The 26,421-nt window shown below is 74.3% G+C and carries 24 protein-coding genes; 7 read left to right on the plus strand and 17 right to left on the minus strand.

Annotation, left to right across the window (positions count from 1 at the left end; all coding sequences use genetic code 11):
- Positions 1–69: 69 nt before the first annotated feature.
- The 3 genes from AB0D46_RS33475 to AB0D46_RS33485 are packed head-to-tail and all read right to left on the minus strand — an operon-like array spanning position 70 to position 1,238.
- Positions 70–462 carry a VOC family protein gene (locus tag AB0D46_RS33475; protein WP_362883118.1) on the minus strand — a complete coding sequence of 131 codons (393 nt, stop codon included), beginning with the start codon at positions 460–462 and terminating at the stop codon, positions 70–72.
- Positions 459–761: a metalloregulator ArsR/SmtB family transcription factor gene (locus AB0D46_RS33480; RefSeq protein WP_362883120.1), complete on the minus strand. Its 303-nt coding sequence runs from the start codon at positions 759–761 to the stop codon at positions 459–461. The genes AB0D46_RS33475 and AB0D46_RS33480 overlap by 4 nt, the downstream gene beginning before the upstream one ends.
- Before the next feature lie 21 nt (positions 762–782).
- The gene (locus tag AB0D46_RS33485; RefSeq protein ID WP_362883122.1) at positions 783–1,238 is read right to left on the minus strand and encodes a hydrolase; all 456 of its coding nucleotides are present in this window, start codon (positions 1,236–1,238) and stop codon (positions 783–785) included.
- 282 nt (positions 1,239–1,520) lie between these two features.
- Between AB0D46_RS33485 and AB0D46_RS33490 the strand changes: the two genes are divergently transcribed.
- Positions 1,521–2,468: an AraC family transcriptional regulator gene (locus AB0D46_RS33490; protein WP_362883124.1), complete on the plus strand. Its 948-nt coding sequence runs from the start codon at positions 1,521–1,523 to the stop codon at positions 2,466–2,468.
- A 211-nt stretch (positions 2,469–2,679) separates the two neighbouring features.
- Positions 2,680–3,471: a carbohydrate-binding protein gene (locus tag AB0D46_RS33495; protein WP_362883185.1), complete on the plus strand. Its 792-nt coding sequence runs from the start codon at positions 2,680–2,682 to the stop codon at positions 3,469–3,471.
- Positions 3,472–3,489: 18 nt separating this feature from the next.
- On the opposite strand, the gene AB0D46_RS33500 is transcribed toward AB0D46_RS33495, so the two are convergent.
- From AB0D46_RS33500 to AB0D46_RS33525, 6 genes are all read right to left on the minus strand, one after another.
- A complete protein-coding gene (locus AB0D46_RS33500) occupies positions 3,490–3,750 on the minus strand; it encodes a hypothetical protein (protein ID WP_362883125.1) in 261 nt (86 codons plus the stop codon).
- A complete protein-coding gene (locus AB0D46_RS33505) occupies positions 3,737–4,045 on the minus strand; it encodes a DUF6400 family protein (protein WP_362883127.1) in 309 nt (102 codons plus the stop codon). Before AB0D46_RS33505 ends, AB0D46_RS33500 begins: the two co-directional genes overlap by 14 nt.
- 559 nt (positions 4,046–4,604) lie before the next feature.
- Positions 4,605–5,435, minus strand: coding sequence for an ammonia-dependent NAD(+) synthetase (gene nadE, locus AB0D46_RS33510; RefSeq protein WP_362883129.1), 831 nt, complete (start codon positions 5,433–5,435; stop codon positions 4,605–4,607).
- A 120-nt stretch (positions 5,436–5,555) separates the two neighbouring features.
- Positions 5,556–7,190, minus strand: coding sequence for a phospholipase D-like domain-containing protein (locus tag AB0D46_RS33515; protein ID WP_362883131.1), 1,635 nt, complete (start codon positions 7,188–7,190; stop codon positions 5,556–5,558).
- Positions 7,191–7,473: 283 nt separating this feature from the next.
- On the minus strand, positions 7,474–8,217 hold the full coding sequence (locus AB0D46_RS33520) for a sigma-70 family RNA polymerase sigma factor (RefSeq protein WP_362883187.1): 744 nt from the start codon (positions 8,215–8,217) through the stop codon (positions 7,474–7,476).
- Between the two features lie 143 nt (positions 8,218–8,360).
- Positions 8,361–9,173, minus strand: coding sequence for a hypothetical protein (locus AB0D46_RS33525; RefSeq protein WP_362883133.1), 813 nt, complete (start codon positions 9,171–9,173; stop codon positions 8,361–8,363).
- A gap of 271 nt (positions 9,174–9,444) precedes the next feature.
- On the opposite strand from AB0D46_RS33525, the gene AB0D46_RS33530 reads away from it, so the two are divergent.
- Both AB0D46_RS33530 and AB0D46_RS33535 read left to right on the plus strand, forming a co-directional pair.
- Positions 9,445–10,566: an MFS transporter gene (locus tag AB0D46_RS33530; protein WP_362883189.1), complete on the plus strand. Its 1,122-nt coding sequence runs from the start codon at positions 9,445–9,447 to the stop codon at positions 10,564–10,566.
- Positions 10,563–11,876 (plus strand): sugar ABC transporter permease, encoded by a 1,314-nt coding sequence (locus AB0D46_RS33535; RefSeq protein WP_362883135.1) that lies wholly within the window; start codon positions 10,563–10,565, stop codon positions 11,874–11,876. The genes AB0D46_RS33530 and AB0D46_RS33535 overlap by 4 nt, the downstream gene beginning before the upstream one ends.
- A gap of 184 nt (positions 11,877–12,060) precedes the next feature.
- Here AB0D46_RS33535 and AB0D46_RS33540 read toward each other — a convergent pair whose 3' ends face one another.
- Positions 12,061–13,296, minus strand: coding sequence for an acyl-CoA dehydrogenase family protein (locus tag AB0D46_RS33540; protein ID WP_362883137.1), 1,236 nt, complete (start codon positions 13,294–13,296; stop codon positions 12,061–12,063).
- Positions 13,297–13,440: 144 nt separating this feature from the next.
- On the opposite strand from AB0D46_RS33540, the gene AB0D46_RS33545 reads away from it, so the two are divergent.
- Positions 13,441–15,270, plus strand: coding sequence for a CoA transferase (locus AB0D46_RS33545; protein ID WP_362883139.1), 1,830 nt, complete (start codon positions 13,441–13,443; stop codon positions 15,268–15,270).
- Complete coding sequence (locus AB0D46_RS33550) at positions 15,267–16,976, plus strand: class I adenylate-forming enzyme family protein (RefSeq protein ID WP_362883141.1); 1,710 nt, start codon at positions 15,267–15,269, stop codon at positions 16,974–16,976. Before AB0D46_RS33545 ends, AB0D46_RS33550 begins: the two co-directional genes overlap by 4 nt.
- Before the next feature lie 65 nt (positions 16,977–17,041).
- On the opposite strand, the gene AB0D46_RS33555 is transcribed toward AB0D46_RS33550, so the two are convergent.
- The 3 genes from AB0D46_RS33555 to AB0D46_RS33565 are packed head-to-tail and all read right to left on the minus strand — an operon-like array spanning position 17,042 to position 19,304.
- Positions 17,042–17,848: a zinc ABC transporter substrate-binding protein gene (locus tag AB0D46_RS33555; protein ID WP_362883143.1), complete on the minus strand. Its 807-nt coding sequence runs from the start codon at positions 17,846–17,848 to the stop codon at positions 17,042–17,044.
- On the minus strand, positions 17,806–18,672 hold the full coding sequence (locus AB0D46_RS33560) for a metal ABC transporter permease (RefSeq protein ID WP_362883144.1): 867 nt from the start codon (positions 18,670–18,672) through the stop codon (positions 17,806–17,808). Before AB0D46_RS33560 ends, AB0D46_RS33555 begins: the two co-directional genes overlap by 43 nt.
- Positions 18,669–19,304 (minus strand): ABC transporter ATP-binding protein, encoded by a 636-nt coding sequence (locus AB0D46_RS33565; RefSeq protein ID WP_362883146.1) that lies wholly within the window; start codon positions 19,302–19,304, stop codon positions 18,669–18,671. The genes AB0D46_RS33560 and AB0D46_RS33565 overlap by 4 nt, the downstream gene beginning before the upstream one ends.
- Before the next feature lie 326 nt (positions 19,305–19,630).
- Here AB0D46_RS33565 and AB0D46_RS33570 point away from each other — a divergent pair, with 326 nt between their 5' ends.
- Positions 19,631–20,284, plus strand: coding sequence for a hypothetical protein (locus AB0D46_RS33570; protein WP_362883147.1), 654 nt, complete (start codon positions 19,631–19,633; stop codon positions 20,282–20,284).
- Between the two features lie 74 nt (positions 20,285–20,358).
- On the opposite strand, the gene AB0D46_RS33575 is transcribed toward AB0D46_RS33570, so the two are convergent.
- The 4 genes from AB0D46_RS33575 to AB0D46_RS33590 form a co-directional block, all read right to left on the minus strand.
- A complete protein-coding gene (locus AB0D46_RS33575) occupies positions 20,359–21,078 on the minus strand; it encodes a hypothetical protein (RefSeq protein WP_362883149.1) in 720 nt (239 codons plus the stop codon).
- 290 nt (positions 21,079–21,368) lie between these two features.
- Positions 21,369–23,231, minus strand: coding sequence for a protein kinase (locus AB0D46_RS33580; protein WP_362883151.1), 1,863 nt, complete (start codon positions 23,229–23,231; stop codon positions 21,369–21,371).
- Between the two features lie 111 nt (positions 23,232–23,342).
- The gene (locus AB0D46_RS33585) at positions 23,343–23,753 is read right to left on the minus strand and encodes a GNAT family N-acetyltransferase (protein WP_362883153.1); all 411 of its coding nucleotides are present in this window, start codon (positions 23,751–23,753) and stop codon (positions 23,343–23,345) included.
- A 214-nt stretch (positions 23,754–23,967) separates the two neighbouring features.
- Positions 23,968–26,376 (minus strand): excinuclease ABC subunit UvrA, encoded by a 2,409-nt coding sequence (locus AB0D46_RS33590; protein ID WP_362883155.1) that lies wholly within the window; start codon positions 26,374–26,376, stop codon positions 23,968–23,970.
- Positions 26,377–26,421 lie beyond the last annotated feature (45 nt).

Raw genomic sequence — 26,421 nt, forward strand, 5'->3', positions numbered from 1 at the left:
GAGGCGCCCACCCGGCCCCGGGTGGGCGCCTCCTGACGTACGCCTGTATGGCCCCCGGTGACGGGTGGCCTACTGCGGCTTCGTGGCGATCTGGATCAGGTTGCCGCAGGTGTCGTCGAAGACGGCGGTGGTGACGGGCCCCATCGCCAAGGGTTCCTGGGTGAAGCGGACGCCGAGGGCGGTCAGCCGCTCGTACTCCGCCTCCACGTCCTCGACGGCGAACTGGGCGAGCGGGATGCCGTCCGCGAGGAGCGCGTCGCGGTACGGCTTGACGGCCGGGTGCCCGGAAGGCTCCAGGAGCAGTTCGGTGCCGCCGGGCTCGTCGGTCGAGACGACGGTCAGCCAACGGTCCGGCCCGCCCAGCGGAACGTCGTGCTTCTTCGCGAAACCGAGGATCTCGGTGTAGAAGCGCAGGGCCTCGGCCTGGTCGTCGACGAAGACGCTGGTCATGTGGATCTTCACGGGGTGATCTCCTCGGGTCCGGAGGGGGCGGGCACGGGCCACCGCTCGGCGATGTGCCGCAGTGGGGCCGTGTTCAGGTCATGGAACTTGTAGCGGCCCTCCCGCCTGGTTTCGACGAGCCCCGCGGCCTCCAGCAGGGCGAGGTGCTGGGAGACGCCCTGGCGGGAGATGCCGAGCTGGTGCTTCATGCCCAGCCGTGAGCAGATCTCGAACAGTGTCTGTCCGGACTTCTCGGTGAGCTCGTCGAGGATGGTGCGGCGGGTGGGGTCGGCCAGAGCTTTGAAGAGGTCATCGGCCACGGCCCCAGCATAGGCAAACGTTCACTTGCCTATCAAATCGAGGGGTGTCCCCGCTCCGCACGGACCCGCCCGTTTGGCCCCGAGCAGGACCCGGTAGCGGTCGTGGCCGGTGAAGTCCGCGAGGCTCCACACAGCCGGCCGACCCACCTCGGAACTCAGGTGGAGGACCGCGTCCGGGCCGGCCCACACGCCGACGTGCGCCCCGTACGGGTCCGTGTCCGCGTTGAAGAACAGCAGGTCGAGGAAGTCGGGCCGCGCGACCCGCGCGGTGTGCCGGGTGTCGTTCCACAGTTCGCTGGAGCGCAGCGGGGGCACGCACCTGCCGAAGTGCCGCAGCACCTCGTAGGCGAAGAGCTGGCAGTTGGCACCCGGTGCGAGGCCGGGCAACCGGCTCACGGCGGGGGAGCCGGGGTACCGGGAACCGGTGTAGGGCACGGTCCAGAAGGCGTCCGGCAGGGAATCGAGACGAGGATCCATGCCGCCCATCCTGCCCGGCGGCGCGGCGGCCCGGCGGGTGGCGGGTGCGCCGCCCGGTCCATCCACACCCTGGGCCCGCACCGGCCACGGGTCGCAGACTGGCCCGATGGACGAGTTACGGATCACACGACGTCGGGCCTCGCCGGGTCCGACGACGGCACGTCGGACCACGAGGGGGCGGGCCACACCGGGTCGGGGTGCGCCGGCCGGGGCGACCCCGCGCCGGGCCATCGCGCGCCGAAGCGCCCCGTGCCGGGCGGCCGCCCCGCGCCGGACCGCGTCATGAGCGCGACCCGCGGCAGCGAGCTGCCCCTGCACCGGCTCGACGTACCGCTCCCGCACCTGCTCCCCTTCGCCATCGGCACCTTCGACTCCATCGGGCCGCTCTCCCGGGCGGGATTCCCCCACCGCCACGCGTTCTACGAGATCGTCCTCGTCACCGGCGGCAGCGGCGCGCACGTCCTCGACCTCGCCCACTGGCCCCTGGATCCACCCCACCTCTGCGTGATCACACCGGGGCAGGTCCACCACTGGGAGGACGCCGAGGACCTCACCGGACACGTGATGCTGTTCAACGAGGACTTCCTGCTGGGCCACCCCGAGGACGCCGCCGCGCTGGACCTGCTCGCCGCCCGGCCCTGGCTGCGCCCCGACGACGGCCGGGACGGGATCGCCGCACTGTTCCAAGAGATGGAGCGCGAGTACCGGGACCTGCGCGAGGGGTACGCGGGGGTGCTGCGTGCCTATCTGCACATCCTGGTCGTACGGGCCCTGCGCGCCTGCGAACCCGGCCCGGGGAGCAGCCCCGTTCCAGCGGGCCGGGCCGTGGAACTGGCCGCCGCCTTCACCCGGTTGATCGCCTCACCGGACGGTACGGGGCTCTCCGTGGCCGATTGCGCGAAGCGGCTCGGGGTCACCTCCGGGCACCTGCACGCCAGGGTGAAGGAAGCCACCGGGCAGACCCCCGGCGGCCTGATCCGCCGCCGGCGGACGCTGGAGGCGAAGCGGCTCCTCGCCCGGACCGATCTGACGATCGGGCAGGTCGCCCGGGGCGCCGGCTTCGCGGACCCCGCCTACTTCTGCCGGTTCTTCCGACGTGAGACCGGCCTGACACCGGGCGACTACCGGGCCGGGATCGCCACCGGTCCCACGGCCTCCGGCAGCGGAGGAATTCACCACGATCCCCGGATCCGGTCCATCGCGGCCGCCGAGCCGGGAACCGTAGCGTGACGCCGACGGAACCGGCCGACGGTTCCGTCGCCGCCCGCCCGGGCCGCGCCCCACCGCGGCCCGGGACTCCGGCTCCGGCACCCGGCGTATCCCCCCACGAGCGCGAAGGAGTCCACGCGTGCCCATCGACGAGGACCGAACCGGCGATCAGCCCCGACCCACCCCGTCATCCCGCTCCGGCGCGGGCAGCCGCCTCAGCCGCAAGAACTTCCTGAAGGCCGCGGCCCTCGCGGGCGCCACCCCGTTGCTGCTCGGCGGCGGCGCGGCCCTGGCCCGCGACCAGCGCGGGGCGGCGGCGGAGGGGGTCCTGCCCGAACTCACCCCCGCCTGCGACGACGGGGACGAACCCACCGTGCCCCAGACCGAGGGCCCGTACTTCAAACCGAACTCGCCGCGCCGGACCTCCCTGGTGACGGCCTCCACCCCCGGCACCCGCCTCACCGTCAGCGGGTACGTCTTCGGTCGGGCCTGCCTGCCCATCGCGGGAGCCCTCCTCGACTTCTGGCAGGCCGACGTGAACGGCGCCTACGACAACACCGGCTACGGCTTCCGCGGCCACCAGTTCACCGACGCGCAGGGCGCGTTCCGGCTGACCACCATCGTTCCCGGCCTCTACCCCGGACGCACCCGCCACGTGCACGTCAAGGTGCAGGCGCCCGGCCGCCCGGTGCTGACCACCCAGCTGTACTTCCCGGGGGAGCCGCGCAACGCCACGGATTCGATCTTCGACGCCCGACTGCTGATGACCGTGCGCCAGGTCGGACCGGCGAAGGAGGGGACCTTCGACTTCGTCCTGAATGTTCCGCAGACCCCCACGCCCACGCCCACGCCCACGCCCACGCCCACCGCGACGCCGACGGGTGGGGGCTGGGCGGTCGGTACTTCGTACCGCACGGGCGACCGGGTCACCTACGGCTCGACGGCCTGGACCTGCCTCCAGGCACACGTCGCCGTGCCCGGCTGGGAGCCGCCGAACGTACCCGCGCTCTGGCGCAGGGCCTGACAGCGGGGGCGGCGGGCCTCAGCGTCGGTGGGTCAGGCCGCTGGTCACACGGCTCCACAAGGAGCGGGTGGCGCCGAAACCGGTCTCGTGCGCCCAGATGTGGGTGCACCCCGGGCACTGCAGGTGGATCAGGCTGCCGGAGTTGGCGAGCATGTAGCGCCAGTGCCGCGAGCACGTCCGGCCGTCCTCGCACGGGGTGCAGCCCAGGGTGTCGTCACAGTTCGGGCAGGGCACCCAGGCCCGGCGGCCGATGTCCGCCTGCGGGTCAAGCGGCAGCATGGCCACCCCCGCGGCGGGGCAGGACACCGGCCGCGACCAGGTCCTCGTAGACGCGCTGCTGGTCGGCGTCCAAGCCGGAGTACAGGAGGTCGTACGCCGCCTCCTCGCCGCGCAGTACCTCCACCGGGTCCCAGTCGGCTCCGAGGGCGGCCATCACCCGGGACCTCCGGAGCATCTCCTGGGAGGTCAGATCGATGGTGAAGTCGACCACCGGCGGGACGCCGTCCGGCCGGTCGCCGGGGCCGTCCTGACCGGGGGGAGGGGTGGGGGGAAGGGTGGGGTGGTGCGGGCTCATGCCTTGAACTTAGGTAAGCCTTCCTTCGTGGGTCAAGTCCGGGTGTGCGGAGTCACAGGGCGACCCGGGGGTCGGGGGTGCGCGGTGCCCCCCGGGTCCGGGTCGGGTGTGGTCCGGGGGCTTCCCGACAATCCACCGTCCTTCGAACCTTCGACGCGTTCGCATGAACTCCGCGCCCCGCTGGTGCGGTGCTCAACGGAAGGCGGTCGCGCGGACGTTGTTGCCGCAGAGGGCGAAGTCGCCGCCGTCGGCCGGGGACAGTTGGAGTCCACCGCCACCGCCACCGCTACCGCCACCGCCACCGACTCCCAGGACGAGAGGGGGCGCGACGGTCGGTGTGGCCGTCGTTGATCACGGTGATCCGCACCGCCGAAGCTTGCGCTTCATCCGGGTACCTCTCCCCGCCCCGGCGGCCGCCGTAAGCCGGTGGCCGTTCGTACCGGGCCGGTTCCGTCCCCCCTGCGCGCCCCTTCCACCATCCCACGGGGCGCCTGCCCCGGCGCCCCGGGCCGCCACGGCAGCGGTCGGCGCCGTGGCGGCAGCGCGCGGAACGTACCTGCTACGGGGCGATCGGCAGCCGGCGCTTGTGCTCGGTGAGGCGGTAGCGCCGGGCGATCGTGTCGAAGGCCGCTTCGCCGACCGGCTTGCCCTCCAGGAAGTCGTCGATGTCGTCGTACGTGACACCGAGCGCGTCCTCGTCGGCCTTGCCGGGGTCGAGGGTCTCCAGGTCGGCCGTCGGGACCTTCCAGACCAGTTGGGCCGGGGCGCCCAGCGCGTCCGCGACGGCACGCACGCGGCGCTTGGTCAGGCCCGTCAGCGGGACGAGGTCGGCGGCGCCGTCGCCGAACTTGGTGAAGAAGCCGGACACCGCCTCCGCCGCGTGGTCGGTGCCGACGACGAGACCGTCGTGCGCGCCCGCCACCGCGTACTGGGCGATCATGCGCTGCCGGGCCTTGATGTTGCCCTGCACGAAGTCCTGGTGGGCGGCGTCCCGGAAGGCGATGCCACCGGCCACGGAGGCCGCCAGGGCGGCATCGCTCGCGGGCTTGACGTCCACGGTCAGGACCCGGTCCGCGTTGATGAACCCGAGCGCGAGCTGGGCGTCCTTCTCGTCGGCCTGCACACCGTACGGCAGTCGCATGGCGAAGAACGTCGCCTCGTGGCCGGCCGCGCGGGCCCGCTCGACGGCGAGCTGGCACAGCCGCCCCGCGGTGGTCGAGTCCACGCCGCCGCTGATGCCGAGCACCAGGGACCGCAGACCGGTGGACGTCAGCCGCTCCGTGAGGAAAGCCACGCGGCGCTCGATCTCCTGCGGGGCGTCGAAGGTCGGCGGCACCTGGAGTTCCCGGGCGATCTCCTGTTGCAGGGCGGTGGACGCCGGCTGGCTCACGGCTGCTCCTCGTGTGGTCGTTCGTCGTGCGCCCGGTGGCGCGCTGTCCCGTCGACCCTAGTCGAAACGGCCGGCGCCGGATCCGTCGGTGCCGCGCCTGCGCGCGACCGGCGGCCGGCCTCAGAACTCGCCGCGCCGACGCACGCCCAGCGGACGGCCGTCCGGATCGACGAGCAGCCGGTACAGCGGCAGGGACCACGCCCGGGTCGCCCGCGACAGGTCCGGCGGGCGGTACGCCCGCAGCCGGCCCGGCGGCCGGGGCCCCCGGCGACCGCCCTCGTACCAGGCGTCCAGGGCCGCCGCCGACGACGCGAACCGTTCGAACGCGCGCACCGGATCGCAGAGCGGATCCGCTGCCTCGGACACGTCCGAGGCAGCGAGCCCCGGTTCCGGCTCGGCGTCGAGGTGTTCGCGGGAGAGTTCCAACCGCAACTCCCGGGCGAAGCGCCGCGCCCCGTCCCCCAAGCCGGCGGGATCGAGGGGCTCGCGAAGGTCCCGCGCGGCGTCCAGGACGGCGCAGTTGAGCTCCGAGTCGTGCGTCCAGGACCGCAGGTTGACGTTGTCGGAGCCCACCGACGCCCACACGTCGTCGATCACGCACACCTTGGCGTGGACGTACACCGGCGTACCGGCGTGGTTCTCCAGCCCGTACACCGCGACCCGGTCCCCGCCGCCGCGGCGCAGCCGCTCCAGCGCGGTGATGCGTCCGACCAGGTTCATCGGCAGGGTCACCGGCCCGTCCTGCTCGGGCACGGTGGGGATGACGGCGATCAGATGCAGGTCGGGGCGGTCGGCCAGCGCCCGCGCGAAGTGCTCCACCACCTTCGGGGACCACAGGTACTGGTCCTCCAGGTAGATCAGGCTCCGCGCCCGACCGACGGCCTTGAGGTAGCTGCGCGCGATGCTCCGCTCACCGTCGGGCGCGAACGGGTAGCCCCGGAACAGCCGGTTCGGATACGTGCGGAGCACCTGCACGGTATGGGTGCCGCACGCTTCGGGATCGGGGGCCTGCGGCGGTAGCCGGTCGGCGTGCTCGTCCTCGCCGTGCGCGCGCTGCCGCAGCCGGACCAAAGGGCTGCGCGTCAGTGGCGCCGGGTCCTCCCACCGCTCGCGGAACCCGGCCTCCAGATCACCGACGGCCGGTCCGCGCACCGCGAGCTGTACGTCGTGCCACGGCGGTCGGGGCCCGTACGCGTCGGCGAACGGCACGGCCTGCGGGTCGCCGCCGTGCGCGGCGTCATCGTTGCGGCCGTGGCACAGGTCGATCCCGCCCACGTACGCGACGTCGCGCTCGGGGCGGTCGGGGTGGCGCAGGACGACCAGCTTCTGGTGGTGGGAGCCACCCGGCCGGACCCGCATGTCCAGCAGGAACTCGCCGCCGCCCGCCTCCACCTCCTTGCCGAGGTGACGGTTCTCGGTCTCGCTGAACTGGAAGCCGTCCAGGTGGGAGCGCCACACGAGGCCCTTGACGATCACACCACGCTCGGCCGCCTCGCGCAGCACCCGGCCGATCTCGGTCCCCTCGCCGGCGAGCCGTTCGTCGGGGTCGCCCCGCCAGTCGGTGAACAGCAGCAGGTCACCGCGCTCCTGTGCGCGGATTCCGGCGAGCAGCTCCCGGAAGTACGTGCTGCCGTGCACCAGGGGCCGGACGTCATTGCCCGCCACCCAGGCCAAGGCCCCCGAACGCCGGGAATCCAGGCGCGTCGCCGGATTTCCGCGGTCACGGGTTGTCAGCAGCCAATCGGAAAGTTCCACGGCACAGCCCTCCCTCGCCGAGCCCCTACCCCCACGCCGCCGACCCATGCGAGCGCGCACGGCAGCCACTCGGCCCGGACCCCGGGGGTACGACTTCTGCCGACGCCCATCCGACAGTGGGATCGGCCGGAGCCCGGTAGGTGGGGGCGCGGGGTGAGGTACGCACGATCGAGAACCGCCTTCGGGGTCCACGCGTTCCGCTGCGGGACGCCGGCGTGCGGGCGCCCTCCACGGTCGCCGACGTACGGTCCGCAACCGCTGCGGGCGGCGGACCGTACCCCCGTCAGGCCGCCTTCGGGCGCGCCCCCGCCAACGCGCCCCCGCGGACTCGCGGTACCGGGCGGTGGGCCGGGGGTGCGGTGTCGGCGGGCACCGCTGGGGTGTCCATCAGGAGCGCGGACAGGGAGAGGCGGGCTCGGGCCACGCGGGAGCGGACGGTGCCGACCGGGCAACCGATGGCGGCGGCCGCGTCCGCGTACGGCAACCCGAGGAGCTGGGTGAGTACGAAGGCCTCGCGCCGCTCCGCGGGAATGCCGGCCAGCAACTCGGCCAGGGCGATGCCGTCGTCGAAGCCCGGGACGCCCCGCGGCTGGGCCTGTTCGGCGGCCGTCTGCCAGTCGGTGCGGTCCGCGGTCCGGGGTCGGGCCGCGGCGTGGCGGTGGCTGTCCACCACCGTGCGGCGGGCGATCGACAACAGCCAGGTGCGGGCGGAGGAGCGGCCCTCGAACCGGGGGAGCGAGCGGAGCGCGCGCAGGAACACGTCCTGGGTCAGGTCGTCGGCCGCCTGGGAGTCCGAGCTGAGGTAGGCCACGTACCGCCACACGTCACGGTGGAGCGCACGCACGAACCGGTCCGTCTTGACCGGGTCGCCGTCGCGGGCCGCGAGCGCCAGACGGGTCACCGCCGCGTCGGAGTCGGGAGTGTGCGGGAGTCCCGTGCCGACGGTACGGGGTGTGGTGGGCGAGGCGGGCAGAGCGGGCGGGGTGGGCAAGGCCGGCACGGTGGGCAGGGCATGGGTCATCGCCAGGGGTCCTTAGGGGCAAGGGAGCCGACGCCGAGCGGGGCGGCGCCGGTGAAGGGTACGGCCGGCCGGACGGCACGGCCGATGCCCGAGGCACGACGCGGGCGCGTACGGAACGGCGGCGCGCCGCGTGCTCGGGGAACCGGCTGTCAGAGGACAGCGGTTCCCGCAGGAGGCCCCCGCGAGGTGATGGCGTGGACGAGGAACAGACGTCGCGGCGGACGGTGTTGGTGGGACCGGCTCACCGGAACGGCAGGCCGGTGCGGGGGGCCGACCGGCCGCGACAGGAGACGCAGCGGCGCCCGGAGCCGGGCAGCCACGCACCGCGCGATGCGGTAGGCGGCCCGCTCGCCGTGGGCGAGCCACAGACCGCACAGCACGGCGGCCAACAGGTGGGCCGTCACCATGCCGGCCGGTGACATCCCGGCCATCTCGTGGCCACCCGCCCCCACCTGCACGGTGTACGCGGCGTGCGCCGTGTCGTGCAGGGCGTGGTGCGCATGGCCGGCGGCCGCCGACATGTCGCCACCGGGGGCCGTCCCGAACAGTGCCGAGCCCGAACCACCCGACCCGGTCGCGGAGTTCGGGCCGACCGACCCGATACCTCCGGCGGCCCCCGCCGGCGGGCCGGCGGACAGCCCGCCGCAGGTCAGGTACTGAGCCCACTGCCGGACGAACGGGGTGCCCGCCGGCAGGGCGGGCTGGGTCAGGGACTGCACCAGGGAGAACGCCGCGTGCAGCCAGGCCTGGACGGCCACGGCCGCCGCGGTCACCCGGAGCGGCCCCCGCTCCCGGGCGGCGAGGAACCAACCCGCCGCCGCGGGGGCGGCCGGGGCGGGCGCCAGCGCCCACCACGGCACGGCCGCCCCCGACATCAGGAGGTGCCCGATGGCGGCGAGCAGCACGCAGAGGGCCGCGAACAACGCGGCCCGCAAGGCTCGATGACAGTGGCCCGGCTTCATGGCGGGCTCATCCTCGCACCGGCCTTCCGAGCCGCGCAGTGGCTGCGCACATCCCGACAAGTTCTCGTGCCAGGTGGTTCCGGCCCGTCCGGAGCACCACGTGCGCCGGGAACCGATCCGCCGACGCATCCGACTGCCTACCCGGTCGGCCGAGAGGTTCAACATGCGCGGACGGGGGATTCTCGTGGCGGCGGAGGAAACGAAGGCGGCAGCGGAGACCGGCGAACCAGGTCCGAAGGAAGGCCGGTTGACCGCGCTCCTTACGTGCGCCATGGGCTTCTCCATGCTCCAACTGTTCGTCCTGGGCGCCCTCGGCCCCCGCCTGGTGGGGGAGCCGGGCCTATCGCCCGCCGTGCTGGGCCTGACGACCACCATCGGTTTCGGGACGGCGGCGGTACTGTCGCCGGCCGGCGGCCGGATCGTGGACCGGATCGGCCCGCGCCGATCCCTGGTAGCGCTGCTGCTGCTCTCCGCCGCCGCGCTCGCCCTGATGGGCGCCGCGCCCGGCGCCGCCCTGCTGCTGGCCGCCGTCGCGCTGGGCGGCGTACCGCAGGCGCTGGCCAACCCGGCCACCAACAAGGCGGTCCTGCGGTCCGTACCGCCGGCGCGGCGGGCGGCGGTGACGGGGATCAAGCAATCGGGGGTCCAACTGGGCGCCTTCTTCGCCGGGTTGCCGCTGGCGGTGCTCGCGGCCGGGATCGGCTGGCGGGGTGCCGTATGGGCCGGGGCCGGCGCGGCCCTGCTGGCCGGGCTGTGGGCCCTGCGCACCCTGCCCGCCGACCCGGCCCCGCCGCCGCCCGCCGCGCCGCGCGGTCCGCTCGTGCCGCGCGGCATGGTGGCCTGGCTGGCCGTGTTCTCCCTCTTCCTGGGCGCCGGCATCGCCTCCGTCAACACCTACCTGGCCCTCTTCGGGGCGCAACGGCTGGGCATGGGCCCGACGACGGCCGCGGCCCTGGTCGCCGTACTGGGCGTGGCGGGCATCGCGGGCCGGATCGGCTGGTCGAAGGCGGCCCGGCCCGGCCGCGCCGAACGGCTCCCGGCCCGGCTCGCGTGCGGATCCCTCGTGGCCGCGGGCCTGTTGGGCGGCGCCCTCGTCGCGGGACCGTTGGTGTGGGTCGGCGCGGTGGCGGTCGGGGTGTTCGCCGTGTCCGGCAACGCCGTCTCCATGGTCCTCGTCGTACAGCGGGCCGCGCCGGGCCGGGCCGGACAGGATTCGGCCCTGGTCGCGGCCGGCTTCTTCGCCGGATTCGCTCTGGGACCATCCCTGTTCGGGCTCCTCGCGCAGAGCGGCCGGTACGGGGCCGGCTGGCTGCTGGTGGCCGCGGAGTTCGCGGTCGCGGCGGCGGTCGCCTCCGCCTGGGCCCGACGTGACCGTGCGGGACGTACGGCGTGAACGCGACGGAAACCGGCCGGTGGGCGGGGCGGGCGCTGGACTCCGTCCTGGAACGGGTCGCGGTCACCGGGGCGGCCGTCGGCGACCGCTTCCCGCTGCACGCCGAGCCGGCGGACGGCACGTGGACGACGACCCGCAACGGCTCCTGGACCGGCGGCTTCTGGGCCGGGCTGCTGTGGCTCCGGGCCCGCTCCACCGGCGCCGCGGTCGACCGGCGGGCCGCGTCCGCATGCACGGCCCGACTGGCGCGCTGGGCGGAGGCCGACACCGCCACCCGGGGCCTGATCCTCTGGTACGGGACCGCCGCGGCCGAGGACGACCCGTACGCCGCCGCCCTCCGCGCCCGGGCCGCCCGCGCCTGCCTGGCGGACTTCGACCCCGCGCTCGGGATCGTGCCCTGGGGCGACGCGTTCGGCGGACCACGCCTGCTGGCCCGGGCGGACGGCGCCCCGGGCCTGGTCCCCCTCCTCGCCGCGGCCGGCCCGACCGGAGCGGCCGCCGCCTCGACCCACCTCCACCAGCACCTGGACCTCTGCCTGGACCCTTGCCCGGACCTCTGCCCGGACCCTTGCCTGGGCCGCGACGACGCGGCGAAGCCGGTGCGACGCCCCGGCCGGCGCGCAGGGGCGCTGCTCGACTCGCCCACCGGCGCGGACACCGAGCCCTCGGGCGGACCGCCCCCCGACGCGTACGCCGGGCCGCTCTCGGGGTCGCCGTCCTGTGCGCGCGGAGCCGGGGCCTACCCGGCCCGCGCCCCCCACAACCCGCCGAGCCCCCCGCGCCCGCCCGCCTGGAGCTTTCACGGTGCGGCGACGGGCTGGCGGCCCTGTGCGGAGCCGGAACCCGGCTGGAGCCGGGGCGACGCCTGGTTGCTCCTCGCGGTCGCCGACGCCCTGCTGACCCCGGCCGTCGCGGGCCACCGCCCCGCCCGACTGGTAGCGGCAGCCGACACGCTCGCGGCGCCGACCCTCCGGTCCGGGCCGCTCGTACCGCCCGCCCGTACCGGACACCCGCATGGCCCGCTCGACACTTCGGCGGCCGCCATCACCGCTGTCGCCCTGCTGAAGCTCGCCCGACTGCCCGGCCCCGGAGCCGACCAGTACGCGCACCGCGCCGCGGCGATCCTCGGCCACCTGGTCCGGGAACACGTCACCGGCCCGGGTCCGGGCCGCCCGGCCGGAATGCTGCTGAACGGCTGCTACGACGCGGGCCGAGCCCTGGCCGTGCGGCACGAACTCGTCTGGGGCGACTTCTTCCTGGCCCTCGGCCTCGCGGCCCTGACCGGCCTCGTCGATCCCACCCGCCTGTAGCCCTCCCTGCCGCGCGCCCGCCGGCACGGGCTCGGCGCGCGCCCGCCCGCACGGGCCGCGCAGTACCCACCCGACGAAGCCGGGTCGCTACGACCCCCTCCCGGCGCACGGCAGCGCCCCCAGCCCCGTCGGGCCCGGCTCGCCGCGCCCACCACAGCGTCCCCGCACGGACCCCGCCTCCGGATCAGCCGGGCGGGGCGGTCCGCCCGGTCGGCTCGGGGGCGGGTACCACCGGGGCGTAGGCGGCCAGGACGCGGCGGGCCACCGAGGTGATGTGGAGTTCGTCGGGGCCGTCGAGGATGCGGGCGGCACGGCCGGTGCGGAAGAGGGACGGGAGCGGGGTGTCCGGGCCGAGGCCCGCGGCGCCGTGGACCTGGATCGCGGAGTCCGTCACCTGCTGGAGCATGCGTGCCGCGGCGACCTTGGCCAGCCCCACCTCCGTACGGGCGTCCTGCCCGGCGGCGATCAGCGCCACCGCCTCGTGGGCCAGCAGCCGGGCCCCGCGCAGCGCGAGCAGGGCTTCGAACACGTGCTGTTGGACCAGCTGGTGTCCGGCGAGCGGCCCGCCCGAACCGCTGCGTGCGGCGGCCCGGCCGCACATCAGGTCGAAGGCGCGTTCCGCCTGGCCGATCCAGCGCAGGCAGCGCAGCGTCCGGCCGAGGCACAGCCGCTCACCGGCGATGGACAGGGCCCCGCCCTCCGCGCCGAGGAGGTGGTCGGCGGGCACCCGGACCCGGTCGAGGCCGATCTCGTACTGGCCGGCCGCCCCCAGCACGGGCAGTTCCCGCAGGATCCGGAAGCCGGCGGAGCCGGTCGGCACGAGCAGCAGGGACAGCCCCTCCCGGTCCCCGGGCGACCCGCCGGTGCGGACCAGGACGGTCACCAGGTCGGCCCGGCCGGCGCCCGAGGTGAACCACTTGCGGCCGCTGACGAGCCAACTGCCGTCCGCGCTCCGTTCGGCGCGGGTGCCGGTCAGTGCCGGATCGCTGCCCGGAACGTCCGGCTCCGTCATGGCGTAACAGGCCCGGAGGGTCCCGGCGACCAAGGGGGTCAGGTACTCCTCGCGGACCCGCGGCCCCCCGTACCGGGCCAGCATCGTGACGTCGAGCAGGGGAGCGGAGCCCAGGGCGGCCGGCCCGTGGTCGCTCGCGCCCTCCGCCTCGGCCAGCGCGGCGTACTCCGCGAAGGACAGGCCACCGCCGCCCAGTTCCGCCGGGAGCGGCAGCGCCCACAACCCCGCCTCCCGGGCCCGCGCCCGCAGGGCGTCGAGCGCGGCGTCCGCGGCCGGCCCGCCCGCGTCCAGCACCGTCTCGTACGGGACCACCCGGTCGGCGACGAACCGGGTGATCCTCTCCCTCAACCCCGCCACGTGCGGGCCGGGTCGTGCCGCTTGCCCGGCAGGGGACTTCGGATCCGTCACTGCATTCCTCCTGCGTCCCGGGAACCCGTACGAACGACTGTCCGACTGTCTGTTCGTGGAACTGGTCGGGCGCACGCGCTCCCGGGTTCCCGCTTCCCGCCAGCACCCGGGCGCCGGCCACCGCCGCGCCAGGAGAGGAGAGGCATGGCGTCACCAGCAACCGCGCGGACGGTCCGGCCGCTCGACACACTGCGCTTCGACACCTCCGGCCCCCCACGGATCACGGACATCGTCACCGACCACCTCCGCGCCCTCGGCGCCGTCCCGGACCGTACCGACGATGCGCCCCCGCCCCGCACCGAGCGCGCCGCCCCCTCGGTCGGCCCGGGCCGGTTCGTCCTCGCCGGAGGCGGCTTCGAGGCGGCCCGGGCACTCACCGCCTGGGGGTCACCCGGCAGCGGCCTCGTCGACGAGGCCACCGTCCAGGCCGCCACCGGGATCATGGCCGTGCACGGCCGCCGCGAGGGCAGCCCGCGCGGGCTGGCGGCCGACTACGTGGCGACGGCCACCGCCGTCCTCACCGTCCAAGGCCTGCTCGCCGGACTGGTCGGGCAGGCCCGCGGCGGCGGCGCCGCCGAGGTCACCACCGCCGCCGACCGGGCCGGGCTCCTCGCGGTGTCCCAGTACCTCGCCGCCGACGGGGCGGACGAGGCGGAAGCCGCCGAACTCGCCCCCGGCGGACCGCCCTTCACTTCCGCCGACGGGGTGCTCTTCGAGCTGGAGACCCTCGACCCGGGGGCCTGGGCGGCGTTCTGGCGGGCCCTGGACGCGCCCGCCGACGCGCTGCGCGCCGGCTGGCGCCCCTTCCAGTTCCGCTACGCCACCGCCTGCGCGCCGATCCCGGCCGCCCTCCACACGGTGGCGCGGGCCCACCCCATGCGGGCCGTCACCCGCGCCGCCGTCCTCTCCGGCGCCCAGGTGTGCCCCCTGCGCACCCTCGCCGAACGCGCCGGGGAACACGACGGCGCCGCCCCCTGGTCGCTGCTGCCCCTGGACACCACCGGCGCGGCTCGCCCCCCTGCCCCCCGGCCCTCCGCCGACCCCACCCCCGGCCGCCCGCTCGCGGGGCTGACGGTCCTGGAGGCGGGCCGCCGCATCCAAGCCCCGCTGACCGCACACCTGTTGGGGCTCCTCGGCGCCGATGTCATCCGCATCGAACCGCCCGGCGGGGACCCGCTGCGCGGCATGCCGCCCGCCTGCTCCGGAGTCTCCGCGCGCTGGCTCGCCCTGAACCGGGGCAAGAGCGCCGCGGAGATTGACATCAAGTCCGCCCCCGGCCGCCGCCGACTGCGGGAACTGGCAGCCGGGGCCGACGTGTTCCTCCACAACTGGGCGCCGGGCCGGGCCGCCGCGCTCGGCCTGGACGCCGACGACCTCGCACCGGTCAACCCCGAGCTGGTGTACGCGTACACCAGCGGTTGGGCCGACCGGCTCGACGACGCCCCCATGGGCACCGACTTCATGGTCCAGGCCCGCACCGGCGTCGGCGAAGCCGTCCGTCCGGAGGGTGAACCCGCCGCCCCCTCCCTGATGACCCTGCTCGACGTACTCGGCGGCCTGCTCGGTGCCGAAGCCGTCCTCGCGGGGCTCCTGTCGCGCGAACGCACCGGCCGCGGCGTCCGGGTCGACTCCTCCCTCCTCGGGGCCGCCGACCTCCTGACCGCCCCGGCCCTGCGACGGGCCGCCCGCGGCCTCGACCCCCGCATGCCCGCCGGATTCCGCCGCCCCCTGCGCACGGCCGACGGCTGGATCGCGCCCGCCGACGACAGCGCCGCGGCCGCCTCCCGGTTCGCCGAGGACCTGCGCGGCCGCACCACGGCCGACGCCCTCGACCGGCTCCACGAGAACGGTCTGTCCGCGACGGCCGTCACCACCGAGCTGTCCACCCTGCACCGCGACCCGCGCCTGAGCGGCCCCATCGGCCGCGACCCGTACGGCGCCCCCGCAGTCCCCGATCCCTGGAGCTTCGCGTGACCGCCACCGGACCCGCCCTGCGCGACCTGCTGCCCGCCGAACTGCGCCGCTCGTGGGTCGTCGACGGCACCTGCCCCGACCTGGACCTCTACAGCCTCTTCCGGGCCCGCCAGATCGCCGACCTGCACCGCACCGCCGTCATCGACGCCAAGGGACCCCTCTGCTACACCGCGCTCGACCGCAAGGTGCGATGTCTCGCCGCCGGCCTCGAAGCCCTCGGCATCCGCCCCGGCGAGGTGGTGGGCGTGCAACTCCCCAACGACCGGAGCGCGGTCATCGCCGATCTGGCCCTGGCCGCCCTCGGCGCGATCGCCCTGCCCTTCCCCGTGGGTCGGGGCACGCTGGAGGCCGAGTGCCTGCTGCGCCGGGCCTCGGCCGTCGCCGTCATCGCCGCCGCCGACCACCGCGGGACGCGGCACGCCGCCGACCTGGTCACCCTGGCGGGCGCCCTGCCGGCCCTGCGCCACGTCATCGCCGCGGGCCCGGGCGCCGTCCCCGAGGGCGCGGTGCCCCTGCGGCAGCTCATGCGGTCCGACCCCGGCGGGTTCGTGCCGGCCCGGCCCGACCCCGACAGCGCCGCACGGATCCTCGTCTCCTCCGGTTCGGAAGCCGAGCCGAAGATGGTCGCCTACTCGCACAACGCGCTGGCCGGCGGGCGCGGCAACTTCCTCGCCTCCCTCATCCCGGACCGCACCGTTGCGCCGCGCTGCCTGTTCCTCGTACCGCTCGCGTCGGCGTTCGGCTCCAACGGGACCTCCGTCACGCTGGCCCGGCACGGCGGCACGCTCGTCCTGCTCGACCACTTCACCCCGCAGGCCGCGATCGAGGCGGTGCGCGCGCACGAGCCGACACACGTCCTCGGCGTCCCCACCATGGTCCGCATGATGCTCGAACGCCTCGACGCGACGGGCGGGCAACTGCCCCCGCCGACCGCCCTGGTCCTCGGCGGGGCGCCCCTCGACGAGACCACCGCGGCGGCTGCCGCGAAGGCCTTCGGCTGCCCGGTCGTGAACCTCTACGGGTCCGCCGACGGCGTCAACTGCCACACCGGGCTCGCGCACACGGTGCCGCCCACCGACGGCGCCGGCGTCATCGCCGGTCACCCCGACCCCCGGGTCGCGGAGATCCGCATCGCCGACCCCGACACCCACGCCCCTCTGGCCGAAGGCGAGTTGGGGGAGATCATCTCGCGCGGACCGATGACCCCGCTGTGCTACGTCGCGGCCCCCGACCTCGACGCCCGCTACCGCACCCCCGACGGCTGGGTCCGCACCGGCGACCTCGGCTTCCTCGACCCCGACGGGGCGCTGCACGTCGTGGGCCGCCTCAAGGACATCGTCATCCGCGGCGGCGCCAACATCAGCCCGGCCGAGGTGGAACGCGAACTCACCGCCCACCCCGACGTCCGCGACGTCGTCTGCGTCGGCGTCCCCGACCCGCTGATGGGGGAGCGCCTCGCGGCCTGCGTCGTGGCGCGCGGAGCCCGGCGCCCCACGCTCGCCTCGCTCGCCGAGCACCTGAGCGCCCGCGGCCTGGAGCGGTCCAAGCACCCCGAACGGCTCCTGATCGTCGACGTACTGCCGCTGACGGCAGCCGGCAAACCCGATCGGGCAGCACTGAAAGCGTTCGTGACGGACGGTCAGGTCATGGACGACCGGCTGATGGAAGGCCGGAGCGACGCCGTCCCGCTCGCGCAAGCCGGGTGACGCGACGGGGCCCGGCGGCCGATCGGCCGCCGGGCCCCACGAACACCCACCATCCACCAGCGGGTTCAGGACGATCCGGCCATCGCCTTCTTCAGTTCGGCCGCGGCGTTGCGGTAGACCGACAACAGGTCCAGGTCCTCACCCGGATAGTTGGCGATCTTCACCTGCTTCGCCCCCGAGTCGGGCAGCACCGTGCCGGTCGACATGTGCGCGTTGTCCAAGACCAACGCGGGCTTCTTCGCGGACAGTTCGGCGAGTTGCGCCGGGGTCACCGCTTCCGGCCCGTAGGTGCCCACCGCCGTGGCCCCCGCCAGCTTCGCCGACCAGGCGGTGAAGACCTGCGTCACCACCGAGGGACTCCGACCCCCGGGCCAGGCCGCGCGCACCTCCTCGTTCAACTGCGCGTACGAGGTGTCGAACCCGGACTTCCAGCGTGCGGCCGCCTCCTGCGTCCCGAAGAGCCGACTCAGCTCGGCCACCTCGGCGCGCACCGCGTCCGGGTCGTTGTCCAGGTTGACCTCGACCAGTTTCGCCTTCGACCCCGCCGCCTCCTTGATCTTCGCGGCGTACGGCTCGAAGGGCGCGTACAGCACGAAGTCGGCCCGCGACACGGCGGCGAGGTCGGAGGGCTTGGGGTCGTAGTCCGGGGCGTGGTGCACGGACTGCGGCACGATCACCTTGATGTCCTCGGCGCCGGCCGCCTTGGCGAACGCCCCCTCCCACGTCGTCGTGACGACCACGACGGGCTTCCCGCCGGGAGAGGGCGCGGCGTCCTCGGAACGGGAAGAGGCACCGCTCCCGCAGCCGGCGCTCAACAGCAGGACCGCGCTCAGTGCGAAGAGGGAAGGGACTCGGACGAGGTGGGGCGCCATGAGCTGATTCTCCGTTCGGGGATGAGGTGCACGGCGAGGACGACCGCCCCCGCCGTCAGGACGAGGACCGGGCCGGGCGGCCAGTCCAGCCACAGGGCCAGGACGAAGCCGGTCAGGTTCACCACGACGCCGATGCCGACCGCCCACAGGGTGATCGACTTCAGCGAGCCGCCCAGCCGACGCGCGGCCAGGGCCGGCAGCAACGTCAGGGCGTCGACGAGCAGGGCGCCGGTGAGTTTGATCGCCCCCGCCACGGCCACGGCCACCAGGACCAGGAGCGCGGCGGTCAGGGCCCGTACAGGTACCCCCGAAACCTCGGCGAGCTCACGGTCGTACAGCAGCAGCCCGATCTCGCGCCGCCGCCACCAGAACAGGCCGGGCACGGCCACGGCCAGCACTGCGAGGACGGCGAGGTCGGCGATCCCCACGGACAGGATCGACCCCCACAGCAGGGCGAACGCGCCGGACGCGTTGACCCCCGACACGGCCAGCAGGAGCAGCGCCGCCGCGATGGCCAGACTCATCAGCAGCCCCATGGCCCCCGACAAGCCGTCCGGCGTCCGGGCCAGCGGCGCGACGCCCGCGCCGGCGAGGGCGCAGGCGACCAGCGCGCACAGCATCGGGTCCAGGCCCGTCAGCAGGGCGACCGCGATGCCGAGCAGCGCCACGTGCATCATGGCGAACCGCACCGGCATGATGTCCAGGCCCACGATGACCACACCGATCACCGGCAGCCCGACCGCGGCCAGCAGCAGCGCCAGGCCCGCCCGCTGGACGGCCAACAGGTCGAGCAGCTCGCCCAGGTCCGCGCCGGCGAGGGTCACCGGACCTCCCGCAGCCGGCCCGCGGCCATCTCCAGGACCCGGTCGCAGCGCCCGGCCATGGCACGGTCGTGCGTCACCACGATCAGGGTCACGGGCAGGGAGGTGAGGACGTCGGCGGCCCGGGACTGGCCGTCGAAATCGAGGGCCGCGGTCGGCTCGTCGGCCAGGACCACCTGGGCCCCGGCGGCGACGCAGCCGATCGCCCGAGCCAGGTACATGCGCTGCAGCTGGCCACCGGAGAGGGTGTGCAGGGGCCGCCCGGTCAACGCGCCCACCCCGAGCCGGTCGGCGGCCTCGGTCGCCTCCGCCCCGCGGGCGCCGGCCGCGAGGAGCTCCGATCCGAGGAGCGGGAACCTGCCGGCCGCCGGTTTCTGCGGGATCCAGGCGCAGGCCCGTCGCCGCCAGGCCCACTCGGCGGCCGAACCCGTGCCCCGGCCGCCGACCAGGATCGAGCCCGTCACCTGCCGGTGCAGCCCGAGCACGGCCCGCAGCAGGGTGGTCTTGCCCGAACCGTTGGTACCGGTCAGCGCCACCCGTTCCCCCGCCGCGATCTCCAGGTCCACGTCGGCGACGGCCTCGACCCGGCCGTGCCGGCAGGCCACCTCCCGCATCCGTACGTCCAGCCCGCCCATCGCACGTCCCTCGATCCTCCGTAGCCGGGAGTGGGCCGGCCCGGGTGTCCGCCCTCCCACACCCCAAGGAGTCGGAAGCCGGACGCGTCGGGTTCCCGCCGCCTCGGCAGGTTCCGCGACCACGAGTGGAACTTCGGTCGGGCGGCCTGTCGGTTCCGTTCCGACGATGCCGTGCGGTCGACCGCCCCGGTGCCCGTTGCGGCACACGGCGCCCGAAAGGGGACACCCCGGCCCGTGGCCCGCGTGCACGGGGGTACCGACCCTGTGGCGGTACGGGAGGCGGCGGTATCCTCCTCGTCATCCCTACCCGAGACCGGAGCACCGCGATGTTGGCGCACGAGTACGGCTACCCGGTGTTGCCCGGGACGGCCCTGGAGACCCCCGGGGTCGAAGAGGTCCTGCGGCGCCGCGAACGCGGCGTGCGACGCGGGGTGTTGCTGCTGGTGGCGGAGTTCGTCCTGCTGGTCGGCGTCGTCCTGCTCGTCGGTCCCACGTCGACGGCCGCCGCGGTGACCGCCGCCGGACTCGTCCCCGTACTCGCGGTGACGGCGGGCCTGTTGCTGCTCTGGCGCCGGGCCCGCCGCAGGGAACGGCTCGCCATGAGCACCTACGGCTGGCAGGTGTGGCCCTGCCGCGCCCAGGAGGTCCGGGTGATCTCCGGCGACGGGCAGCGTGTGCGGGGCCGCCGCTGGGGCACGGACGGTCGCGTGGTGCTGCTGCAACCGGACGGCCAGAGCCACTGCTCGTTCCCGCCGCCCTGGAACGGCTGGGACGGTCCGGCCGCCCCGCGTCAACTGACCGACGACCAGGTCTGGTTCGCGGGCGACCCCCGCTTCGGCGGCATGCTCGCGGTGCCCGGAGGCTTCCCCTTCCGCTACGTCCTGCGCGCCACTCCGGGCAAGCGCCGGGGCTCCGGCGCGGAGGACGACGCGGCCCGCCGCAGCGGCCTCATGCCGCGCGCCTGGACGCCCCGCTCCTGACGGGCCCCCATGTCCTCAGGTGCCGGTGTCCTGACCCCGCCGGCGCGCGGGCGGTGTCGCGCCCGCGGGACGGCTCAGGAGATGGCGTACCACTGGCTGGCCCAGCCCGTGTTGATGGTGCTGGTGGACTGGTCGGCGAGGTTCACCGAAGCCGGCAGCGAGGTCTGCCCGGTCAGCAGGGTGCTGTAGCGCAGTTGCGGCGGCGTGAGGCCGGCGTTGACGGAGATGCCGGCCCCGGTCGCCTTGAGCGTGAGGGCGTTCGTCGCCCAATTGCCGTTCAGCAACAGGGCGATGAAGTAGGTGCCGGGCGCTGCGGTGAACTGCTTGCCGAGGGGGAAGGGCTTGGCGATGGCGTCCGTCATCAACTGCGGCGAGACGTCCGCCGTCGTCGCGAGCAGGGTGCCGCGAGAGTCGTACACGCCGAGGTAGCAGTTGGACAGCTGCGCGTTGGGGTCCACGCCGGCGAGGCCCAGCCAGATGTTGGACCAGGTGATCCGCTCGCGCAGCACCATCCGTACCAAGGTGACCCGGCCGCCCACACCGGCGGCCGACTGGGCCGTCACGTGCCCCGCGTCGTTGGGGTCACCGGTCCATGCCAGCAGGTTCTGGTCCTGGGGAAGGGGCCCGTCGAACCCGGCGGCGCCGCCCCGCGCGGGCGGGGTCGCGGGCGAGGGAGCCGAGGAACTCCTCGCCGCGCCCGGTGCGTCGCCCTGACCCGTGCAGCCGGTCAGGACGAGCAGCGCCGACAGGACGGCGGCGAGTCCGGCAGTGACGTTGGTGGTGCGGGTGCGCATGGTCCCCCCATGAGGTGCGTGTGTGCCGAGGGGACATGGTCACACGCCCCCGAGACGGCCCGACCACCGGATGCGCGCGGTGCGCGGACCCCGATCCGTGGGTTATCGTTGATCTTGTGCTCGCGGCCGTGATCCACGGCGGTGGGGCCTCGCGTTGGTGGTCCAAGGAAAGACATCCCACTTCCCGTGGGGGAATGCAGGTGCAAGGCCTGCCCAGCGCTCGAACCAAGGCCCCGGCCTCCTCATGGAGGCCGGGGCCTTCGTGCGTACGGGCTTCCTTGCGGCGGCGCTCAGGCCTCTCGGGTCCACCGCTGGGAGGCGGGCCCGGTGCACGACTTCGTGACGAGGCCGCTCTGCATTCCGAGGTCCAGGCAGCCGCCGCCCCACTCACTGCGCAGACTGCCGCCCGCGCCGGAACGCCACAGGCGGCCGATGTCCTGCGCGCAGTCGCCCACGAAGACGGCCTGGCCGAGCCCGTTGGCGTACAGGCACTGGCCGCTCTGCTGGTTGACGAGTTTGAACGTGCCGTCCGGCTTGCCCTGCACGGTCCAGCGCGCGGTCGGGTCCGAGCAACTGCCGTGGTCCGAGGACCCGAACACCTGGGTGATGCACCGACCGTTGTTGCCGTTGCGGTAGTGGCCGGTCCCGGACTGCGGGGGTCGGGGGGCCGGAGGTGGCGTGGACGCCCCGCCGGCGGGAGGGGGCGTACCCGCGCCGCCGACGCCGTTCGCCGAACCGCCGACCGCGCCGTTCGGGGCGCCGGTGGCACCGCCGTTGCCGTTGCCGGAACCGGGCCCGGATGAGGCGTTGCCGGGGAGCGCGACCGGGGGAGCGGAGGCACCTCCCTGTCCGTTCGCCTGCCCGTCGGCCCCGGGCGGCTGTCCCTGGGACGGCGACTGGCCGGGCGAGGGCGAGCCGGAGGGGCTCCCGCTCACCGCGGTGGACGGAGGCGGCGTCGTACCCGCCGGCGCCGACACCGGGGGGAGCGGGGTGTTCTGGGCCTTGGCCCGCGGGGGGATGGTGTACGGCAGGAGCTGGATGGCGAGCGTCGTACCACCCGCGACGATCACGACGGGGAGCACGGCGAACAGCACACGGGTACGGCGGCGCTTCTCACGCGGCTCGGGCCGCCCGGTGACGGCCGGGGTGGCCTCGGCCTCGGGACCCCGGCCCGCACCGGCCGGCTCCGGGTCGGACGCGCGGCCCGTGAGGGGCAGCGTGGGAACATCGGGTTCCCGCACCTCGGCCGCGAAGGCGGCCCGGTCCGTCAGCCGCGCGGTGATGGCGTCCGGCCACAGCGGCGCGGTGAACGGCTCGTGCCGGGAGGCACGTTCGAGGAGTTCGGCAGCGGTGGGCCGCGCCTCGGGATCCTTGTCGAGGCAGGCCGCGACGAGCTCGGCGAGCTCCGCGTCCAGCTCCCGCAGCGGCTCCAGGTCCGGTTCCTCGTGGACGATGCGGTACAGCACGCCGTGCCCGGACTCGTCACCGAAGGGCGGCCGGCCCGAAGCGGCGTACGCGAGCACCGAACCCAGCGCGAACACGTCGGTCGCACCGCTCACCCCACGCTTGCCCGAGGCCTGCTCGGGTGCCATGTAGGCGGGCGTGCCCACGACCATTCCGGTCCGGGTCAACTGGCTCTGTTCGGCGGCCCGGGCGACGCCGAAGTCGATCAGGGTGAGCCCGTCGAGCGTCAGCATGGCGTTGGACGGCTTCAGGTCCCGGTGGACCATCCCCAACGCGTGGACGGCTTCCAGCCCCGTGGCGGCCTCGCGCAGGAGCAGCCACAGTGCCCGCGCCGGCAGTGGGCCGCCGTTCAGCTCGACGGCCTCCTTGAGCGTGAGGCCGGGCACGTAGGCGGTGGCGAACCACGGGGGCCGCGCGGTGCGGTCGCTCGCGAGGAGCGGAGCCGTGGCCCCTTCGGGCAGCCGGGCCAGGTTGTCCAACTCGTGCCCGAAGCGGCGCAGGAAGTCCTCGTCCTCGCCGACCACCGAGGGCAGCAACTGCTTCACGGCCACGTACCGGCCCTCATGGACCCCGAGGTACACCCGCCCCATGCCGCCGGCCCCGAGCCGGCCCGCCAGCGGTATCCCCCCGATCCGACGCGGGTCCTCGGCCTCCAGCGGGGTGGCCCCGCTGCCCGTCAGCTCTAACACGTCAGCCCCATCGCATCGGTTTCGGTTTCCAGAAAGCTACCCGATGGGTCGGGAGCGGCAACGGCGGGCTCCCTTGGGGGAATTGAGGCTCGAACAGGGGGAGATCGCGCCTCAAACCATCCGCTGCATGCCGACGGAGGCGGGGGTCGTGAGCCGGAACCCGAACTTCTCGTACAGGAAGCGGGCGTCGCCGTCAGCGATGAGGGAGACGGTCGCGCCCGCCGGGGCCCGCCGCTCCAGCTCCCGGACCAACTCCTCCATGATCCGTTTGCCCAGGCCCCGGCCCTGGTGCTCCGGCAGGACGCAGATGTCGACTATCTGGAAGAAGCAGCCCCCGTCACCGATGACCCGGCCCATCCCCACCGGCTCGTCGTCGTGCAGCACGCTCACCCCGTGCCAGGTTCCGGGCATTCCGGCCCGGGCCATCTCGGGGGTCTTGGGGCTCAGGCCCGATCCGGAGCGCAATTTGAGGTAGACCTCCACCGAGGGAGTTCCGACGTGCAGCGAGTAAGTGTCACCCATACCAGTCACCCGCTACATGCTACGGATGAAGCCCGAGGATCACCAGGCACCCGCGCCCGGCGCACCCGCCCGAGGATCACCAAGCACCCGCACTCCGCGCACCCGCCCGAGGATCACCCAGTACCCGCCCCCGGCGCACCCGCCGGCCGTCACCGGGCGCGCCCGCCCGAGCCGTTGGCCCCGGCGGCGGCCCGGTGGTCACCGGGGCGACCCGTCAGGCGCCCACGTACGCCGCGAGGTGTTGCGCGGTGAGGGTGGAGCCGCCGGCCACGAGGTCGGCCGGGGTGCCCTCGAAGACGATCCGGCCGCCGTCGTGACCGGCGCCCGGCCCCAGGTCGATGATCCAGTCGGCGTGCGCCATCACGGCCTGGTGGTGTTCGACGACGATGACGGACTTCCCCGAGTCGACGAGCCGGTCGAGCAGCCCCAACAGCTGCTCGACGTCGGCCAGGTGCAGGCCGGCGGTGGGCTCGTCGAGGATGTAGACGCCCCCCTGCTCCGCCATGTGGGTGGCCAACTTGAGCCGCTGCCGCTCGCCGCCCGACAGGGTGGTGAGGGGCTGCCCCAGGCTGAGGTAGCCGAGACCGACGTCCGCCAACCGCTCCAGGATCTTGTGCGCCGCCGGGGTGCGCGCCTCGCCCGCGCCGAAGAACTCCTCCGCCTCGGTCACCGACATCGCGAGCACCTCGCTGATGTCACGGCCGCCGAACCGGTACTCCAACACCGACGCGTCGAACCGCTTCCCCTCGCACTCCTCGCAGGTGGTGGCCACACCGGCCATCATCGCCAGGTCGGTGTAGATGACCCCGGCGCCGTTGCAGTTCGGGCAGGCGCCCTCCGAGTTCGCGCTGAACAGCGCCGGCTTCACGCCGTTGGCCTTCGCGAACGCCTTCCGGATCGGGTCGAGCAGCCCCGTGTACGTCGCCGGATTGCTGCGCCGCGAACCGCGGATCGCACCCTGGTCGATGGACACCACGCCCTCGCCCACGGCCCCCGCGTGCTTCGGCAGCGAACCGTGCACCAGTGAGCTCTTGCCGGAACCGGCGACCCCGGTCACGACGCACAGCACGCCGAGCGGAATGTCTACATCCACATCGCGCAGGTTGTGCGTCGCCGCGCCACGCACCTCAAGGGCGCCCGTCGGCTTGCGCACCGCCTCCTTCAGTGAGGCCCGGTCGTCGAAGTGGCGCCCGGTGATCGTGCCGCCGGTCCGCAGCCCTTCGACGGTGCCCTCGAAACAGACGGTGCCGCCCGCCGAACCGGCGCCCGGGCCGAGGTCGACGACGTGATCGGCGATCGCGATCGTCTCCGGCTTGTGCTCGACGACCAGCACCGTGTTGCCCTTGTCGCGCAGCCGTAGCAGCAGGGCGTTCATCCGCTGGATGTCGTGCGGGTGCAGGCCCGTGGTGGGCTCGTCGAACACGTACGTGGTGTCGGTGAGGGAGGAACCCAGGTGGCGGATCATCTTGACGCGCTGCGCCTCGCCGCCCGACAGGGTGCCCGACGCCCGGTCCAGTGACAGGTAGCCGAGTCCGATCTCCACGAACGAGTCGAGGGTCTGGCGCAGCGTCGTCAGCAGCGGCGCCACCGAGGGTTCGTCGAGCCCCGCGACCCAGTCCGCCAGGTCACTGATCTGCATCGCGCACGCCTCGGCGATGTTGATCTTCTTGATCTTCGAGGACCGGGCGCCCTCGCTGAGCCGGGTGCCGCCGCACTCGGGACAGGCGGTGAAGGTGACCGCCCGGTCCACGAACGCCCGGATGTGCGGCTGCATCGCCTCCCGGTCCTTGGACAGGAACGACTTCTGGATCTTCGGGATGAGTCCCTCGTAGGTGAGGTTCACGCCCTCGACCTTCACCTTGGTCGGCTCCCGGTACAGGAAGTCCCGCATCTCCTTCTTGGTGTACTTGCGGATCGGCTTGTCCGGGTCGAGGAAGCCCGATTCGGCGTACAGCCGGACGGTCCACCAACTGTCCGACTTCCAACCGGGGATGGTGAAGGCACCCTCGGAGATCGACTTGGTGTCGTCGTACAGCTGGGTGAGGTCGATGTCGGACACCGCGCCCCGACCCTCGCAGCGCGGGCACATGCCGCCGGTCCGGCTGAAGGTCTGCTTCACGGTCCTGGTGCCGGCGCCCCGCTCGACCGTGACGGCGCCGCTCGCGCGGACCGAGGGCACGTTGAACGCGTACGCGTTCGGCGAGCCGATGTGCGGCCGGCCCAGCCGGCTGAAGAGGATGCGCAGCATCGCGTTCGCGTCGGTGGCGGTGCCCACGGTGGAACGCGGGTCGGCCCCCATCCGCTGCTGGTCGACGATGATCGCCGTCGTGAGACCTTCGAGCACGTCGACCTCGGGCCGCGCCAGGGTCGGCATGAACCCCTGCACGAAGGCGCTGTACGTCTCGTTGATCAGCCGCTGGGACTCCGCGGCGATCGTGCCGAACACGAGTGAGCTCTTGCCCGACCCCGAGATGCCGGTGAACACGGTCAGCCTGCGCTTGGGGAGCTCGACGCTGACGTCCTTGAGGTTGTTCACGCGCGCTCCGTGCACGCGGATCAGGTCGTGCCCGTCGGCTGCGTGCGCCGCGGGCGACGGGGCGTCCGCCCTCTTGGCCTTGCTCATCGTGTCTCCCTGCTGATGCGTACGGGGCCTGCGGCGCGGACCCCC

This window comes from Streptomyces sp. NPDC048383, assembly GCF_040651775.1.
Classification (GTDB): domain Bacteria; phylum Actinomycetota; class Actinomycetes; order Streptomycetales; family Streptomycetaceae; genus Streptomyces.